This is a genomic window from Natrinema sp. CBA1119 (assembly GCF_002572525.1).
GTDB lineage: Archaea > Halobacteriota > Halobacteria > Halobacteriales > Natrialbaceae > Natrinema.
Genome location: NZ_PDBS01000001.1, coordinates 95,344 through 110,676, shown reverse-complemented (window position 1 = coordinate 110,676; position 15,333 = coordinate 95,344). Strand labels below are relative to the sequence as shown.

Sequence of the window (15,333 nt, the reverse complement as noted above, 5' to 3'; positions counted from 1 at the left end):
GTCGGCGAATCCGTTCACTGACTCACAGCAAACAGGAGAAACTAGTGCTGGACTCAGACGGAACGTGTCGGCTAGTCGTCAGTCGCGTTTCCTCTCACGACGCGCGTTTCGGAACCGCAATTACCCAGAAAGCCCCTGACGGGGTCGACTCGAGGGGCTCGCTGCGCGCTGTCCTCACTCCGTTCGGACAGTGCTTTCGTCGCCCGTCTTCCCCGACCCCGTCAGCCCCTTTCAGTCCCACCCAGCGGAGGTCGGTCGGCCGAGTACAAGCAATGCCGGACGGACGTTCGAGCGGAGACCTGCCAGAAACACCGCGGTTAAGCCGTCCGAGCCGTAAACCGTGGGTATGAGTCTCGAGACTATGCGGCCGAACCCCACGTGGGACGCGGCGTCCTACGAGGAGGCGGTCGAGACGCTCGAAGCGCACAACGACGAACTGGTGTACAAAATCTGGGGCGGCGACTGGTGCAAGGACTGTCGCGCCCTGCTGCCCGATTTCGGCGCGGCGCTCGAGGCCGCCGCGGTCCCCGAGGAGCGCATCGAGGAGTTCAGTCTGGACAAGGACAAGCAGGGGCCCGGCGTCGACGAGTACGATATCGAGTACATTCCGACGATCGTGGTCGAGAACGACGATGGCGAGGAAATTACGCGGTTCGTCGAAGAGGAGGACGTGACGCCTGCGGTCTGGCTCGCCGAGGAAATCGAGGCCGCGCCCGAGTCGGCGTAGTTCCAGTTCGATCGGACTGATCAACGAAAACGGGCAACAGGAAACCCGAGGCGCTCAGATCGGGTTGATCGGCCGTTTCTTCGGCGGCCAGTCGTCCTCGTGTGGTTCGTCCGCTCGAGCGAACGCGCGCAAGACCCGGTCGCGGGTGTCTTCGGGCTGGACGACGCCGTCGGTTCCGACGCGGGAGGCCGCTCGGACGGCGTCGGTTCTGTCCTTGAACTTCTCGATCAGTTCCGAACGTCGGGCCTCGGGGTCGTCCGCGGACTCGATCTCTCGGCGGTACGCGATGTCGACGGCCCCCTCGATGCCCATGGCGGCGACTTCGGCCGTGGGCCACAGCACCGTCAGTTCCGAGTCGATCGAGCGGCCGCCACCCATCGCCACGTAGCCGAAGCCGTAGCCGCGTCTGAGGACGACGTTAGCGATCGGGACCGTCGCACGCGCGAGTTCGAACGGGAGCTTCGCGGAGTGGCGAGCGATCCCCTCGCGCTCCGAGTCCGGGCCGGGCAGGATTCCGGGTACGTCGGCCAGCGTGAGGATCGGGAGCCCGTAGGCGTCGCAGATCGCCGCGAAGTGGGCCGCCTTCTCCGATGCGCCGGTATCGATGGTTCCGGCCTTGATCCGGGGGTTGTTGGCGATGACGCCGATCGGCTCCCCCTCGAGGCGAGCGAAGGCGGTAACGATGTTCCGCGCGTAGGTCGGCTTCAGTTCGAACACCGAGTCCCGGTCGACGATCCCCTCGACGATCGCGTCGATGTCGTACGCCTTTCGCGGGCTCGAGGGGATGATATCTCGCAACCGCTCGCCGTCGACGGCCGGCGGTCGCGAGTCGGCCGACGGCGGCTCCCGGCGAGCGTTTCGCGGCAGGTACGAGAGGAACGTCCGGATCGCGTCGAGGCAGGCCTCGTCGTCCTCGCAGGCGAGGTCTGCCATGCCGGTCTCGGTCGTCTGAAACCGCGCGCTGCCGAGTTCCTCCTTGGTGCCGTCGACGCCGAGCGCGGCTTCGACCAGCGACGGGCCGGCGACGCCCATCGTTCCCGTCCCCTCGACGATCGGCACGAAGTCCGACAGCGCCGCGAAGTTGGTCGGCGCGGCGAAGGCCGGCCCCATCATCGCCGAGACGACCGGGACCCACCCGGAGAGGGCGGTCTGGCGCTTCGAAAAGCCGTTGTCGCCGCGAGCGAAGGGAGCGGCGTCGAGCCCCTCCTGGATGCGGTGACCGCCGCCGTCGTGGAGCATGAGCAGCGGCAGCCCGCGATCGAGGGCGCGCTCGGTGACCCGCGACATCTTTCGGCCGCCGGCGTGGCCGATCGAGCCACCCTTGACCGTGAAATCGGTGGCGATCAGCGCGACCGAGCGGCCGTCGATCTCTCCGTAGCCCGTCACGACGCCGTCGGACGGTGCATCCTCGCGCTCCCAGTCGGTCGTTTCGGGCGTCGTCGGCATCGGCGACGCGAGGCGGCCGATCTCCTCGAACGTCCCCTCATCGAGCAAGTAATCGACGCGCTCTCTGGCGGTTAGCTTACCGAGGTCGCGCTGGCGTGCGGCGGCCTCCTCGCGCGCCTCGTCGGAGAGTGACCGCTTCGCGTCGGCGACTTCCTCGAACGGATCGTCGCTCATTCGAGACACGCCTCCCGGAATTCGAACGTCCGCATCTCGTTCGTTCCCGTCTGTAATCCGTCTCTACCGATCATCTCGTCGACTTGTACGAGGTCGGGGAGTCGAATCGGGAAGTGATTGTCCGTCGCGCTCTCCTCGATCGGCCGATCGTCGAACGTGATTGCCATTGTCTCTCTCGGACTTGGCTAACTACGTACAAGAATCTCCGAGATGCGGTAACATTGTTCTCGAACGTCAGGTCGAGTGCTAACAATAGACGTGGCACGTCGAGAACGCGTGAGACCGCCGCATCACGTGGCAGCTGGAACGTTCCGTCTCGAGATGAACGCCGGCGGCTCCGCGGACTGGGGCAGTTCTGCCGCAGGTTCAGAACGGCGCGTCAGACTCGCCTTCCGTGTTCTCGCCCGAATCGCCGAGCCACTCGAGCGCGTCCGCCACCTCGTGCGTCGGCGGCGAACACGTCCGATCGCGACAGACGTACAGCGTCGGCTCGCCGTCGCGGGCCTCGCGGCCCGCCCAGATCGGGGGTGCGTCCTCGAGCCCCAGCGTCTCGAGCCACGCCTCGAGTCCGTCCGCGGTCGGCGGTCGCAGCGCGAAGAGCCGGTCCGGGAAGTACCGCGACGCGAACCCGTCGCGCCACGCTTCGGGGAGTTCCTCGGCGGCGATCGTCACCTCGAGTGGACCCGACTCGAGTCGGTCGGCGGCGAGACAGAGCGTCGCGTGCTCGAGCGCGTTCGCCTCGATGGTGTTCGCGTGGGTCTCGAGGACCGTGGCCGCGATCCCCTCGAAGTCTTCGTCGACGGCTTCGCCGTCTTCCCGAGGGATCTTTGATCCCTCGCTATCCGCGAACTCGTCGAGCGCGAGCAGCGTCTCGAGCGCCACGCCGGTCGCGGAGGGCGTCGACTGGTCGCCCAGCTCCTGCGGTCGCGTGACGAGCGACTCGCCGCTCTCGGGGGTGAAGTAGAGCGTGCCGCGCTCGGCGTCCCAGAACTCGACCTCGATGACGCGGGCCAGTTCGAGCGCGAACGCGAGATGGTCGACGTCGCCGGTGGCCTGGTAGCAATCGAACGCGCCACGAGCGAGGAACGCGTAGTCCTCGAGGTAGCCGTCGACCTTGACGTCCCCATCTTTATAGCGCCGTGACAGTCGTCGCTCGTCTTCGTCCCAGAGTCGATCCCGTACGAACTCGAGGGCGTCGACCGCGGTCTCGGCGTACTCGTCCTCGCCGAGCACCAGCGCGGCCTCGGCGAAGGTGGAGATCAGTAGCCCGTTCCAGCCCGCGAGTACCTTCTCGTCGCGGTTGGGACGGGGCCGCTCCTCGCGGGCCTCGAATAGCTGTTGGCGAGCCGACTCGAGTCGCTTCAGAATCTCGTGCTCTTCGAGATCGAACTGTCCGGCGAGTTCGGACACCCGCGCGACGCGATTGGGCTGGTTCCGTCCCTCGAAGTTGCCCGATTCCGTAATGTCGTAGCGCGCACAGAAGAGGGCGGCGTCGGTCTCGTTCTCGAGTACGTCTCTCACTTCCTCGGGCGTCCAGACGTAGAACGCGCCCTCCTCGCGCTCGCCGGTCTCGGGGGACTCGCTCTGGGCGTCGAGCGTGCTGAAGAAACCGCCTTCGTCGTGGGTCAGCTCCCGAGTGACGAACGTCAGCGTGTCCGCGACGATTTCGGCGTAGCGGTCCTCACCCGTCAGCTGGTAGCCCGCGAGAAAGGCCCGCGGAATCTCGGCATTGTCGTACAGCATCTTCTCGAAGTGAGGGACCGTCCAGTCTCGATCGACGCAGTAGCGATGGAAGCCGCCGCCGACGTGGTCGTAGAGCCCACCCACGGACATCGCGTCGAGGGCTTCCTCGAGCACCTCGAGATACTCCTCGCGACCGGTTCGGTCGTACGCTCGAGCGAGCACGCGCAGGCGCGAGGGCTGGGGGAACTTCTGACCGGAGCCGAAGCCGCCGTGCTGGCGGTCGGCGCTTCGCAGCGTCGCGTCCGCGGCCGTCTCGAGGACGTCGCTCGATGGCGGCTCCGGGCTGGTACCGGCCTCGGTGCCGGCTCCCGCCGCGTCCGGGGTCTCCTCGAGCCGGTCTTTCGCCGCGTCGGTCCACTGCTGTGCGCGGTGTTCCATCTCCTCGCGGTCGTCCTCGCTCTCCCAGGAGTCGGCGATGCGCTCGCAGAGGTCGAGAAAGCCGGGCTGTCCCTGCTGTCCCTCTCGGGGAAAGTACGTTCCGACGAAGAAGGGCTTCCCCTCGGGGGTGAGCCACGCCGAGAGCGGCCAGCCGCCCCGTCCGGTCACGAGCTGGCAGACGGTCATGTAGATGCTGTCGACGTCCGGACGCTCCTCGCGGTCGACCTTGATCGGGACGAAGTTCTCGTTGAGCACCTCGGCGACCGACTCGTCCTCGAAACTCTCCGCTTCCATGACGTGACACCAGTGACACGCCGAGTAGCCGATCGAGAGGAAGATCGGCACGTCGCGTTCTTTGGCGGCCTCGAGGGCCTGCTCATCCCAGGGCTGCCAGTTGACGGGGTTGTCCGCGTGCTGGCGCAGATAGGGGCTTTCCTCCTCCTCGAGCCGGTTGCGCCGGGTCGGATCGTTCATGGGCGGTTCTACGACCGACGCGGCTAAAAGCAACGGGTGATCCGGAGGCGACCGCTCTCGCGTGTATCTGTCGAGACGCCGATCGCACCTCGGAAAAGAACTGCAGTGATCGAGTTAGCCGAGATCGGTCTGACGAGGGGTTGGAGTCCCCCTGTTTCCCTATTCTGTGAGCAGGCGGCGGAGCACGAGGTGGAGCACACCGCCGTTCTCGACGTACTCGACCGCCGCGGGCGTGCCGACCTGTGCGGTCACGTCGAACTCGGTCGTCTCGCCCGCATCGTCTTCCGCGACGACGGTGAGTTCGGCGTTGGGCTCGAGTCCGTCGTCGAGCCCGCGGATATCGAACGTCTCGGTCCCGTCAAGGCCGAGTTCCTCCCAGCCCTCGCCGTCTTCGAACTGCAGGGGCAGGACGCCCATGCCGAGGAGGTTGTCGCGGTAGATGCGCTCGTAGCTCTGGCCGATCGTGGCGCGGATGCCCAGCAGGTCGGTCCCCTTGGCCGCCCAGTCGCGACTCGAGCCGGTCCCTAGCTCCTCGCCGGCCATGACGATGAGCGGGGTGTCGTCCTCGCGGTAGCGCTCGGAGGCCTCGAAGACGGTCGTCTCCTCACCGGTCGGGTGATGAATCGTGTAGCCACCCTCCTTCCCGTCGAGCAGCTGGTTTTCGATGCGGACGTTCGCGAAGGTGCCACGCATCATGACCTCGTGATTCCCGCGGCGAGAGCCGTAGGTGTTGAACTCGTAGGGTTCGACGCCGCGTTCGCTCAGCCACTGGCCGGCGGGCAGGTCCTCGCTGAACGGCCCCGCCGGGCTGATGTGGTCGGTCGTCACGGTGTCGCCGAGCGTGAGCAGACAGCGCGCGTCCGCGATGTCGGAGACGCCGGGTTCCTCGAGCGGGAAGTCCTGGAAGAACGGTGGCTCGCGGATGTACGTCGACTCGTCGTCCCAGTCGTAGACTTCGCCCGTGGGCGCGTCGAGGGCCTCCCAGCGCTCGTCGCCCTCGAAGACGCTCGCGTACTTGTCTCTGAACAACTCGGCGGAGACGTTCTCGTGGATCGTCTCCGTGACCTCCTGTGGGTCCGGCCAGACGTCCTCGAGGAAGACGTCTTCGCCGTCGTCGTTCGTGCCGATCGGTTCGTTCTCGAGGTCGATGTCCATCTTGCCCGCGAGGCCGTAGGCGACGACCAGCGGCGGACTGGCGAGGTAGTTCGCGCGGATCTTCGGATGGATGCGGGCTTCGAAGTTGCGGTTGCCCGAGAGGACGCTGGTCGTCCAGAGGTCGTGCTCGTCGATCGCGGCCTCGATGGGGTCCGCCAGCGGGCCGGCGTTCCCGATACAGGTCGTACAGCCGTAGCCGACGACGTTGTAGCCCAGGCCCTCGAGGTCGTCGAGCAGGTCGGCCTGCTTCAGGTACTCCGTGACGACCCGGCTCCCGGGTGCGAGACTGGTCTTGACGTAGTCGGGCACGTCGAGGCCCTGCTCGAGCGCGTTGCGTGCGAGTAGGCCCGCGGCGACCATCACCGACGGGTTCGAGGTGTTCGTACAGGACGTGATCGCGCTGACGAGGACCGAACCGTGGCCGATCTCGACCTCGGTGTCGTCCTCGAGCGTGACGGGGATCTTCTCGTCGAGGCCGGGTTGGTCCGTGGCGACGAGTCCGCCGTCGCCCTCCGCAGCGCCCGAGTCAATGACACCTTCCTCCGCGAGCAGCGTCGGGAAGTGCTCGTCGAGGTCGCCCATCGGAATGCGGGCGTGGGGCTTCTTGTGACCGGCGAGGCTGGGCTCGACGGAGCTGAGGTCGAACTCGACTTCCTCGGTGAACTCCGGATCGTGCTCGCCGAAGAGACCTTGCGCCTCGAGATACTCCTTGGTCAGTTCGATGTGGTCGTCGTCGCGGCCGGTCAACTCGAGGTAGTCGAGCGTTGCGTCGTCGACCGGGAACATGCTGATCGTCGATCCCTGCTCGGGGGCCATGTTGGCGATCGTCGCGCGGTCGGCGACCGAAAGCTGGGAGACACCAGGGCCGTAGAACTCGACGAACTTGTCGACGACGCCGACCTGGCGAAGCTTCTCGGTGATGTGGAGCACGAGGTCGGTCGCGGTCGCGCCCTCCGGCAACTCACCGGTGAGTTTGACGCCGACGACTTCGGGTAGCGTCATTGTGATGGGCTGCCCCAGAAGGGCTGCCTCGGCCTCGATGCCACCAACACCCCAGCCGACGACGCCGATCCCGCCGATCATGGGGGTGTGGCTGTCGGTACCGACTAGCGTGTCGGGCAGGAGCCACTGTTCACCGTCTTCCTCGCGTGCGTGAACGACCTTGCCAAGGTGCTCGAGGTTGACCTGATGGACGATGCCCGTTCCCGGCGGGACGACGTTGAAGTCCTCGAAGGCCTGCTGGGCCCACTTGATCGCACGATATCGCTCCTCGTTTCGCTCGTACTCGAGTTCGACGTTCTGTTCGTAGGCGTCCTCGCTGCCGAAGTAATCGACCTGAACGCTGTGGTCGATCACGAGGTCGCACGGGACTTCGGGTTCGACGATCGAGGGCTCCTTGCCCGCGCGATCCGCGGCCGAGCGCAGCGCCGCGAGGTCCACGACTGCGGGAACGCCGGTCAGATCCTGAAGAACGACGCGCGAGGGCTGGAAGGGGACCTCGACGTCGGGGACGTCCGGTTCCCACGAGGCCGCGTTTTCGACGTCCTCGGCCGAAATCATCTCGCCGTCGGCATTTCGGAGGACGGACTCGAGCAGCACCCGAATGCTCACGGGCAGTTTCTCGAGGTCACAGAGCCCCTGCTCCTCGAGGACCGTGAGATCGGCCATCTTGTAGGTCTCGCCGTCGTGTTCGAACTCCCGGATTGCGTCCGAGAACTGGTCGATTGCCATACGTCGCCTTCGAACCGGGGGGTATTCAAGTCCCCGAGAATTGTCTGAAGGATCATTATATTCCTTGTATGAGTGCCTATGGCACGAACTAGAGAGGCAATCGACTCGAAAAAACGAGCCAACGCCGATAGCTGTCGAGTGGCGACTCTCGAACGGCTTGTGAGTCGGTGATCGACCCACGGCGGGCCGACCGATCGCGTGACGGCTACGTCGAGACAGGGAACTGTCGTCTCTCTACGAGGTCAGTCGAGGTTGACCTCGACCGCGCTCAATCTCGAGTTTCGGAACCCCGCGTCTTCGGACATCGTCTCGCTGTCGCCGACGCTCAGTTCGACCTCCTCCGTGAAGAGGACCGCGAGGATACCGGCGTCGGCGTCGATGTCGTACTGGATGATGTAGCTGTCCCAGTCCGACGGATCGTCGACGACTGTCTCCTCGGTGACGTCGAAGGACTGCAGAATGTCGATCGTCGATCCCTGCTCGAGTTCACCCACGACATCGAAGTCGGCGCCGGGTATGTAGTCCTCAGTGAATATCACCACCTCTTCCTCATCGTCCTGTGTGGCCGCAGTCCCCGCGAGCGCGCCTGTCCCGAGCGCCAGCGCCCCGGCGGCGACCGTCCCTCGCTTCGCGAGCGATCGTCTCGAATCGTCGGTTAAGTCATATGGGTCGTTTGTCATGTCTCTCGTGAGCTGCCGGTAGCTATCCGCGACTGACCCGGATAAGTTACCGCGGCCGTTTCCCTGAACCAACGCGATCAATTTCTAGGTAACTGATCGTAGATCCGCTGCGCCGGTCGTTCGCCGGCGTTTCAGCGGCGGGGCCGAAATGGGCGTTGAAATAGACCGTTTTCCGTGCAACGACACGTGCTGTGTCTGACGCGGTCGTGCTCGTCGCGAGCGATCAAGGGATCGTCTGTGACGATCTGTCTGGTCGACTTGTACTCCAGTGGCGTTTGCCAGTTACTTCCGATGGATTCCCTGACAGGATCGTCAACGGGGACTCGCCACTACCGGTACGCAAAAAACGGAAGGAGAAACGAAAACGGCCGGATCAGTTGCCGCCGGCACCGCCGCCGCCACCGCCATCTCCGCCGGCAGAATCGTTGTCAGCGCCGTTTCCTGCCGTGTCACCACCATCGCCGCCGTCACCACCATCGCCGCCGTCACCACCATCGTCGCCGTCATCACCATCGCCGCCGTCACTGTCCTCAGCGCTGTTGCCGGTGGCGCCGAGCGTCGCTTCGACCATCGCCAGTTCGGTGTTACGGAACTGGCCGTCCGTGCCCATCGTCTCGCTGTCGCCCTGACTGATGTCGGCTTCCTCCGTCATCAGGATGCCCATCGACGGGGAAGTTCCACCGAAGTCGTAGGTGATGATGTATGCGTCCCAGTCGTCGGGGCTGTCGAACTCGTCGGCCGCACCGGTCTCCTCGAGCAGGTCGTCTCTCGTCTGGTTGTTCAGCGCCGCCGCGACGGTGAAATCCGCACCGGGGAAGTAGTTGTCCGCGTGGACGAGCACTTCGCCGTCGCCACCGTCCTGAGCGGCTGCGGTTCCAGCACCTGCAGTTCCGAGCGCCACTGCGCCTGCAGTGAGGGCTCCTTTCTTCATGAACGATCGCCGCGAGTCGTCGAATAGTCCGCTATCAGTTTCTTCTGTCATGTCTCTCACTCTGAGGCCCCTATTCGGGGTAGACGGTTCTTGGCCCAATTTTCGCATAAGTCGGGGCCATCGTTTCACCCTCTAATTCAAATTGTAAGCAACCAATTCGGCTACTGTGGCTTCTCGTGGCCTAATTCGGCGTTTTACGGGGCGGGGCGTAGACCTGTCAGCAATGATTGTTTATCGATCGCAACCGAATTCAGCGATCGGAGTTCGCTTTCGTTAAAACCCACCGCGTGTAATGTAATGAGTGACAGTTCCCAGACGATACTCACTGATGGCGGTTCCGAAATTCCAACTCGATAGCTCCGTACTCGTGCGGTTTCCTGATTGGAAGTAACGGTCCGGAACTAACTGTACAGCGAAACAAACACTTTCCTCGGACTGTCCAACGGGAAGTCAGCACCGGAAAGCCGTCACGTTCCGTGACTGTCTGCGATTCCGACCACCGGCCCCTGACGGTTCGAACGGCGCCCCGTCCCGGTCGAGCGTGACTGCAATCGATCGGTCTCGTCGCTACTGCGGACCGCTCTGCTACACGACCACCATCCCCTTTCAAACCGCGATTACGGTGCTACGAATGCGTCAGAAACCCCGTTGCGAACTGGTTTCGTGGAGCGGTGTCGCTCACTCGCGACGGACGTACTCGAGGAAGGCGAACCCGTCCCGCTCGTCTCGGGAGACGAGTTTCCACTCGGCCCGGTCCCACTCCGGAAACGACGTGTCGCCGTCGGGGTCGTCATGAACCTCCGTCGCGATCAGCCGGTCGACCACGGGCAGAAACTGTTCGTAGACGGTCGCACCGCCAGCGACGAATATTCGATCGGTTCCGCCGTGGCGCTCGATCGCGGCCGCCTCCGCCGTCTCGAGGGCATCCTCGAGCCCGTGGGCAACGACGGCTCCCTCGGGCGTCTCGAGGTCTCGACTCGTCAGCACGACCGTCGTTCGGCCGGGAAGCGGTTCGCCCAGCGTCTCGAGAATGCCCTCGTACGTCACTCGTCCCATGATGACGGGGTGGTCCATCGTCGTCTCCTTGAAGTGGCGGAGGTCCTCGGGGATATGCCACGGCATGTCTCCGTCCTTGCCGATGACACCGTTGTCGGCGACGGCGACGATGCCGACGAGTTCGCGGTCCGTCTCGAGGTCCTGCGTCGCGTCTGCCGCCGCGTCCCGGTCCCCGCTCATTCGGCCACCGAGAACTCGAGTCCGTCGTGTGACTCGTAGCCTCGAAGCTCGACGTCCTCGTAGGACAGTTCGTCGATCGAGACGTCGGCGACCTCGAGCATCGGGCGCTCGAGTGGCTCCCGCGAGAGTTGCTCGAGCAGGCCGGGGACGTGATCGAGCCGTTCGTCGCCCTCGGCCTCGGCCGGCGCTTCGGACTCGAGCCAGTCCGTGATCTCGAGGTAGTCCGCCCGCTCGTCGGCGTCGGCCAGCCGCGACTGGAGGGACTCGAGGTTGTCTGCGTACCAGTCGCCGCGCGCGCCGCGGCCGCAGTAGACGTGGGTGTCGACGACGGTGTGGGCGAACGTGCCCGGTTCGAAGCCCGTCTGCTGGGCGATAACTTTGGTCAGAAGCGCGTACGCTGCGATGTTGAACGGAATCCCGAGCGCGGTGTCGCCCGAGCGCTGCGTGAGATGGCAGTTCAGCCGGTCACCCTGCACGTTGAAGACGAACGAGTAGTGACAGGGCGGCAGCGTCGAGACGGCCGCGTTGGCGGGATGCCACGCGTTGACCACGAGCCGCCGCGAGTTCGGCGAGTCCGAGAGAGTATCGATGACGTACTGCAGTTGATCGAACGTCTTCCGGCCGTCCGTCTCCTCCGTGACCCACTGGTGGCCCGCGTCGGGCCAGGACTCGCCCTCGAGTTGCGCGTCCCCGTCTGGGACCGGAAACCGACGCCAGAAGCGGCCGTAGGCCGTATCCAGCTTTCCGTCCTCGTCGGCCCACGCGTCCCAGATCTTGGTCTCCTCGCGGAGGTCGCGGATGTGTTCCTCGCCGGAGAGATACCAGCAGACCTCGTGCAGCATCGAGTTCCAGCGGTAACCGTCCATCTCCTTGGTCGTCAACAGCGGATACCCTTCCTGAAGGTCGACCTCGTAGTGTTCGCTGAACGACGAAATCGTGTCGACGCCGGTCCGGTTGGGCTTGTGGGTTCCCGTCGAAAGCACGGTGTCGACGAGCTCGAGGTACTGTTGCATTATCATCCTCATTCGGACGCGTATTTATCATCGTTACGTCCCGTCGATCGACCCGGGCCGCTACGCTAGCCACCACGAACGTGCATATTTCCGCTCGAGGAAAGAGCAACGCTTACAGGTTCGTGCGTTCCGCTTTCGACCATGCGAGAGAACGTGCTCCTGATCGGGGGTGGCGGCCGCGAACACGCCATCGCCCGCGCGCTCGAGGACAGCGAGGCAGACCTGTACGCCTGTGCCAGCAACCGAAACCCTGGTATCGCGCGAATTGCGGCCGGGTTCGAAACGCTCGAGACGACGAATCCGGAGGCCGTCGTCGACTACGCCGAGGCGGTCGACGCGACCATCGCCGTCATCGGCCCCGAAGCACCCCTCGAAGTCGGCCTCGCGGACGCACTCGAGGCCGCGGGAGTCTACCCGTTCGGCCCGAAAGAAGCCGACGCACGCATCGAGACGGACAAGGCCTTCCAGCGGGAGTTCATGCAGGAGAACGACATTCCGGGCTGTCCGGACTTCGAGACGTTCGACGACATGGAGGCAGCCTGCGACTACATCGACGAGTACGACGGCGACCTCGCGATCAAACCGGTCGGCCTCACCGGCGGCAAGGGCGTCAAAGTCATCGGCGATCAGGTCACTGCCGAGGAGGGCAAAGAGTACATCCGCGACGCCGGCTACGACCGGATCGTTCTCGAGGAACGACTGATCGGCGAGGAGTTCACCGTCCAGGCGTTCGTCGCCAACGGCGAGTTCCACACCGCACCCGCGGTGCAGGACCACAAGCGCGCCTACGAGGGCGACGAAGGGCCGAACACTGGCGGCATGGGGAGCTACACCGACGCGACGGACGAACTGCCGTTCATGACCGAAGGCGACTACGACGAGGCGGTCTCGATCATCGAAGCCACCGTCGACGCCCTCGACGACTACCGCGGGATCCTCTACGGCCAGTTCATGCTGACCACCACCGGTCCCCGCGTCGTCGAGTTCAACGCCCGCTTTGGCGACCCCGAGGCAATGAACACGCTGCCGGTGCTCGAGACCGACTTCCTCGAGGTTCTGACCGCCGCCCGGAACGGCGACGCGCCGCCGGAGCTGGATTTTGCCGAACAGGCGACGGTCTGCAAGTACGCTGTCCCGGACGGCTACCCGACGGACCCCGAGGCCGGCGCGAAGGTGCAGGTCGACGAGGAGAGCGCGGGCGACGCCCTGCTGTACTACGCCAGTGTAGACGAGCGCGACGACGGGATCTACACGACTACCTCCCGATCGTTCGCGCTGGTCGGCGTCGCCGACTCGATCAGCGAGGCCGAGGAGATCGCCGAAGACGCGCTCGCAGTCGCCGGCGAGGAGGGACTGCGCGTTCGCCACGACATCGGCAAAGCCGACCTCATCCAGCGCCGGATCGATCACATGACCGAACTCCGCGGCGAGTGAGGTGCCTGTTCGAAGGAGCAGACACCGCGACACAAACGAGCTATTCGAACGGGTTGGCCGGCGTCGTCAGTCGAGTAATACCATCGACAGCATCGAACCCGTCGTCGAGCGAATAGAGATACTCGAGTTCTTGCCGTCGCATCGAAGCCGCAATAACGGCGTCCGTCAGCGAGAGCGATTCGTACTTCCGGAACAGTGACCGTCCGGAATCGACATCGCGTTTCGGTGTGTGGACGATTTTGAATCCGCTGCTCTCGATGAGCGCATCGAGCGTCTGTACGGCGACATCGTGCGTACTCCTCGCTTGGAGATAGTTGATACTCTCCTCGAGGACATCGCTCAACACGTATGCGGTCGGAAGAGCACCTCGGTCGAACGCTTCCAAGATGGCAGCGGCGCGTTCGTGATTTTGATCCCGCGATAACCGAGCGCCAATGAAAACGTTCGCATCAACTACGGCGCGGGCCATCAGCAGTCACCGGCGACGAGATCGTGATCGTCGGCCGCGTTCGTCTCTTCACCGATATCGACCGGCTCGAGTTCGGAGAACGCACCATACCGTTGCGTAACGACCTCGATTGACAGGGTCCCATCCTCGTCGACACGCCAGCGGATTTTGTCACCGGACTCGATATCGAGCTCATTCCGGACGGCTGCGGGCACTGTTACCGAGTAGCTGTCGTTTACTGTCGTTTCGTCTTCGACCCGGTGTGACATACTCGACTCTAGACGGTCCGCCGAAAAATAATTTGGGCCCTAATTTTCCTACGATCGGCGGCCGACCTCGGTACCCGCGTCGATAGTGGACCGAGATGAGAAGTCATCTCGCTTCACCGACGGTCCCGTCTACGTCAGCAATCGCCTCGAGCAACAGTCCCGCACCCAGTTCGATCTCCCGCTCGGTGACGTCGAGCGGGGGCAGCAATCGCAGCGTCTTGTAGCCACAGCCGAGGGTCAACAGCCCGCGTTTGAACGCGCCCTCGAGCACCGCGTCCCGCCGTTCCTTCGTCTCGAACTCGACGGCGAGCATCAGCCCGCGGCCGCGCACGTCGATCGCGCCGGGTGCGTCGCCGTCGGTGATTGCGTCCTCGAGTCGCGTCCGGAACTGCGCGCCTCGCTCGCGGACGTTCGCGAGGAGGTCGTCCTCGTGGATGACATCAATCGTGAGCACGCCCTGCATGGCGGCGACGAGATCCCCCGCGCCCCACGTCGAGGAGAGCCGACTCTTTTCGGTGGGGAAGACGTCCGAGCGCGAGATCGTCGCGCCCACGCGCAGGCCCTTCCCGCTCGTGATGACGTCCGGCGTGAGATCGAGGTGATCGACGGCCCACAGTTCGCCCGTCCGTCCGAGTCCGGACTGGATCTCGTCGGCGACGATCCGGAGGCCGTACTTCTCGCGCAGCACCTCGAGGTCGCGGGCGAACGCAGGATGGGCCACTCGATAGCCGCCCTCGCCCTGAATCGGCTCGAGGATGAGGTAGGCGACTTCCGCGGGATCGACGACACCGCGCTCGGGGTGGAGCGCGTCGGCGACGACGTTCCCGCCGGGGCCGTCGGTCCGCCAGCGGGTTTCGTATGCCTCGTCGGTGTCGGGATACGGGACGCTGACGACGCCGGGGATTTCGGGAAAGCCGCTCCGGTGGACGGCCTTCGAGCGGTTGAGCGAGAGCGCGCCGAGCGTTCGGCCGTGGAATGCGCCGTCGAACGTGATCGCGCGGTGGCCGCCCGCGGCGTAGCAGATTTTGATGGCGTTTTCGACGGCCTCCGCGCCGGAGTTCGAGAGAAAGACCCGGTCCATGTCGTAGTGGTCGGTCATCGCGACCAGTCGATCCATCAATTGCGTCGGCCCGGGAAAGTCAGGGTTGTCGGGTCGGCCGCCGCCGCTGACGTAGAAGTCCTGACCCGCGATTTTGAGCGGATCGACGGGATCGAACGCGCGGAGTTTCTCGCGGATCGTCGGATTGTTGTAGCCAAGCGGCGCGGCGGCGACGTGACTCGTGAAATCGAGCAGGACGTTACCGTCGACGTCGGTGCAGAACGGGCCGATGGCCTCGCCGCCCGCGTCCCAGACGAACTCGTAGACGTACGTGCTCGGGGCGGCGAACCGATGGTGGTAGTCGACCCATTCGCGGGCCCGGTCGCCGGGAATGGTCTCTACCTGCGGTTCGACCGTTGCTCGGTCCATACGACACCTACGACCGGCATCGGGTA

General features: G+C 64.8%; 13 protein-coding genes. 2 read left to right on the top strand and 11 right to left on the bottom strand.

What is annotated here, in order from left to right:
• Nucleotides 1-346: 346 nt before the first annotated feature.
• A complete protein-coding gene (locus CP556_RS00540; RefSeq protein ID WP_098723831.1) occupies nucleotides 347-727 on the top strand; it encodes a TlpA family protein disulfide reductase in 381 nt (126 codons plus the stop codon).
• A 54-nt stretch (nucleotides 728-781) separates the two neighbouring features.
• Here the strand turns inward: CP556_RS00540 and CP556_RS00535 are convergent, their stop codons facing one another.
• From CP556_RS00535 to thyA, 8 genes are all read right to left on the bottom strand, one after another.
• Nucleotides 782-2,347: an acyl-CoA carboxylase subunit beta gene (locus CP556_RS00535; protein WP_098723830.1), complete on the bottom strand. Its 1,566-nt coding sequence runs from the start codon at nucleotides 2,345-2,347 to the stop codon at nucleotides 782-784.
• Nucleotides 2,344-2,514: a hypothetical protein gene (locus tag CP556_RS25695; protein ID WP_176548077.1), complete on the bottom strand. Its 171-nt coding sequence runs from the start codon at nucleotides 2,512-2,514 to the stop codon at nucleotides 2,344-2,346. Before CP556_RS25695 ends, CP556_RS00535 begins: the two co-directional genes overlap by 4 nt.
• Nucleotides 2,515-2,713: 199 nt before the next feature.
• Nucleotides 2,714-4,942, bottom strand: a complete 2,229-nt coding sequence (locus tag CP556_RS00530) for a thioredoxin domain-containing protein (RefSeq protein WP_098723829.1) — start codon at nucleotides 4,940-4,942, stop codon at nucleotides 2,714-2,716.
• A 159-nt stretch (nucleotides 4,943-5,101) separates the two neighbouring features.
• Entirely contained in the window at nucleotides 5,102-7,828 is a 2,727-nt protein-coding gene (acnA, locus tag CP556_RS00525) for an aconitate hydratase AcnA (protein WP_098723828.1), read from the bottom strand.
• A 242-nt stretch (nucleotides 7,829-8,070) separates the two neighbouring features.
• Nucleotides 8,071-8,508, bottom strand: a complete 438-nt coding sequence (locus CP556_RS00520; protein ID WP_098723827.1) for a calcium-binding protein — start codon at nucleotides 8,506-8,508, stop codon at nucleotides 8,071-8,073.
• A 373-nt stretch (nucleotides 8,509-8,881) separates the two neighbouring features.
• On the bottom strand, nucleotides 8,882-9,490 hold the full coding sequence (locus CP556_RS00515; protein WP_176548076.1) for a calcium-binding protein: 609 nt from the start codon (nucleotides 9,488-9,490) through the stop codon (nucleotides 8,882-8,884).
• Nucleotides 9,491-10,117: 627 nt separating this feature from the next.
• A complete protein-coding gene (locus tag CP556_RS00510) occupies nucleotides 10,118-10,675 on the bottom strand; it encodes a dihydrofolate reductase (protein ID WP_098723826.1) in 558 nt (185 codons plus the stop codon).
• Nucleotides 10,672-11,688: a thymidylate synthase gene (thyA, locus tag CP556_RS00505; RefSeq protein WP_098723825.1), complete on the bottom strand. Its 1,017-nt coding sequence runs from the start codon at nucleotides 11,686-11,688 to the stop codon at nucleotides 10,672-10,674. The genes CP556_RS00510 and thyA overlap by 4 nt, the downstream gene beginning before the upstream one ends.
• A 141-nt stretch (nucleotides 11,689-11,829) precedes the next feature.
• Here thyA and purD point away from each other — a divergent pair, with 141 nt between their 5' ends.
• Entirely contained in the window at nucleotides 11,830-13,122 is a 1,293-nt protein-coding gene (purD, locus tag CP556_RS00500; RefSeq protein ID WP_098723824.1) for a phosphoribosylamine--glycine ligase, read from the top strand.
• Between the two features lie 40 nt (nucleotides 13,123-13,162).
• On the opposite strand, the gene CP556_RS00495 is transcribed toward purD, so the two are convergent.
• The 3 genes from CP556_RS00495 to CP556_RS00485 all read right to left on the bottom strand — a co-directional run bounded on the left by CP556_RS00495 (nucleotide 13,163) and on the right by CP556_RS00485 (nucleotide 15,307).
• Nucleotides 13,163-13,591 carry a type II toxin-antitoxin system VapC family toxin gene (locus tag CP556_RS00495; RefSeq protein WP_098723823.1) on the bottom strand — a complete coding sequence of 143 codons (429 nt, stop codon included), beginning with the start codon at nucleotides 13,589-13,591 and terminating at the stop codon, nucleotides 13,163-13,165.
• The gene (locus CP556_RS00490; protein ID WP_098723822.1) at nucleotides 13,591-13,839 is read right to left on the bottom strand and encodes an AbrB/MazE/SpoVT family DNA-binding domain-containing protein; all 249 of its coding nucleotides are present in this window, start codon (nucleotides 13,837-13,839) and stop codon (nucleotides 13,591-13,593) included. Before CP556_RS00490 ends, CP556_RS00495 begins: the two co-directional genes overlap by 1 nt.
• A gap of 103 nt (nucleotides 13,840-13,942) precedes the next feature.
• Nucleotides 13,943-15,307, bottom strand: coding sequence for an aminotransferase class III-fold pyridoxal phosphate-dependent enzyme (locus tag CP556_RS00485; RefSeq protein ID WP_098723821.1), 1,365 nt, complete (start codon nucleotides 15,305-15,307; stop codon nucleotides 13,943-13,945).
• Nucleotides 15,308-15,333: the final 26 nt, after the last annotated feature.

Coding starts and splice junctions, on each gene's coding strand:
- CP556_RS00540 (WP_098723831.1), top strand. CDS start 347: ATGAGTCTCGAGACTATGCGGCCGAACCCCACGTGGGACGCGGCGTCC.
- CP556_RS00535 (WP_098723830.1), bottom strand. CDS start 2,347: ATGAGCGACGATCCGTTCGAGGAAGTCGCCGACGCGAAGCGGTCACTC.
- CP556_RS25695 (WP_176548077.1), bottom strand. CDS start 2,514: ATGGCAATCACGTTCGACGATCGGCCGATCGAGGAGAGCGCGACGGAC.
- CP556_RS00530 (WP_098723829.1), bottom strand. CDS start 4,942: ATGAACGATCCGACCCGGCGCAACCGGCTCGAGGAGGAGGAAAGCCCC.
- acnA (WP_098723828.1), bottom strand. CDS start 7,828: ATGGCAATCGACCAGTTCTCGGACGCAATCCGGGAGTTCGAACACGAC.
- CP556_RS00520 (WP_098723827.1), bottom strand. CDS start 8,508: ATGACAAACGACCCATATGACTTAACCGACGATTCGAGACGATCGCTC.
- CP556_RS00515 (WP_176548076.1), bottom strand. CDS start 9,490: ATGACAGAAGAAACTGATAGCGGACTATTCGACGACTCGCGGCGATCG.
- CP556_RS00510 (WP_098723826.1), bottom strand. CDS start 10,675: ATGAGCGGGGACCGGGACGCGGCGGCAGACGCGACGCAGGACCTCGAG.
- thyA (WP_098723825.1), bottom strand. CDS start 11,688: ATGCAACAGTACCTCGAGCTCGTCGACACCGTGCTTTCGACGGGAACC.
- purD (WP_098723824.1), top strand. CDS start 11,830: ATGCGAGAGAACGTGCTCCTGATCGGGGGTGGCGGCCGCGAACACGCC.
- CP556_RS00495 (WP_098723823.1), bottom strand. CDS start 13,591: ATGGCCCGCGCCGTAGTTGATGCGAACGTTTTCATTGGCGCTCGGTTA.
- CP556_RS00490 (WP_098723822.1), bottom strand. CDS start 13,839: ATGTCACACCGGGTCGAAGACGAAACGACAGTAAACGACAGCTACTCG.
- CP556_RS00485 (WP_098723821.1), bottom strand. CDS start 15,307: ATGGACCGAGCAACGGTCGAACCGCAGGTAGAGACCATTCCCGGCGAC.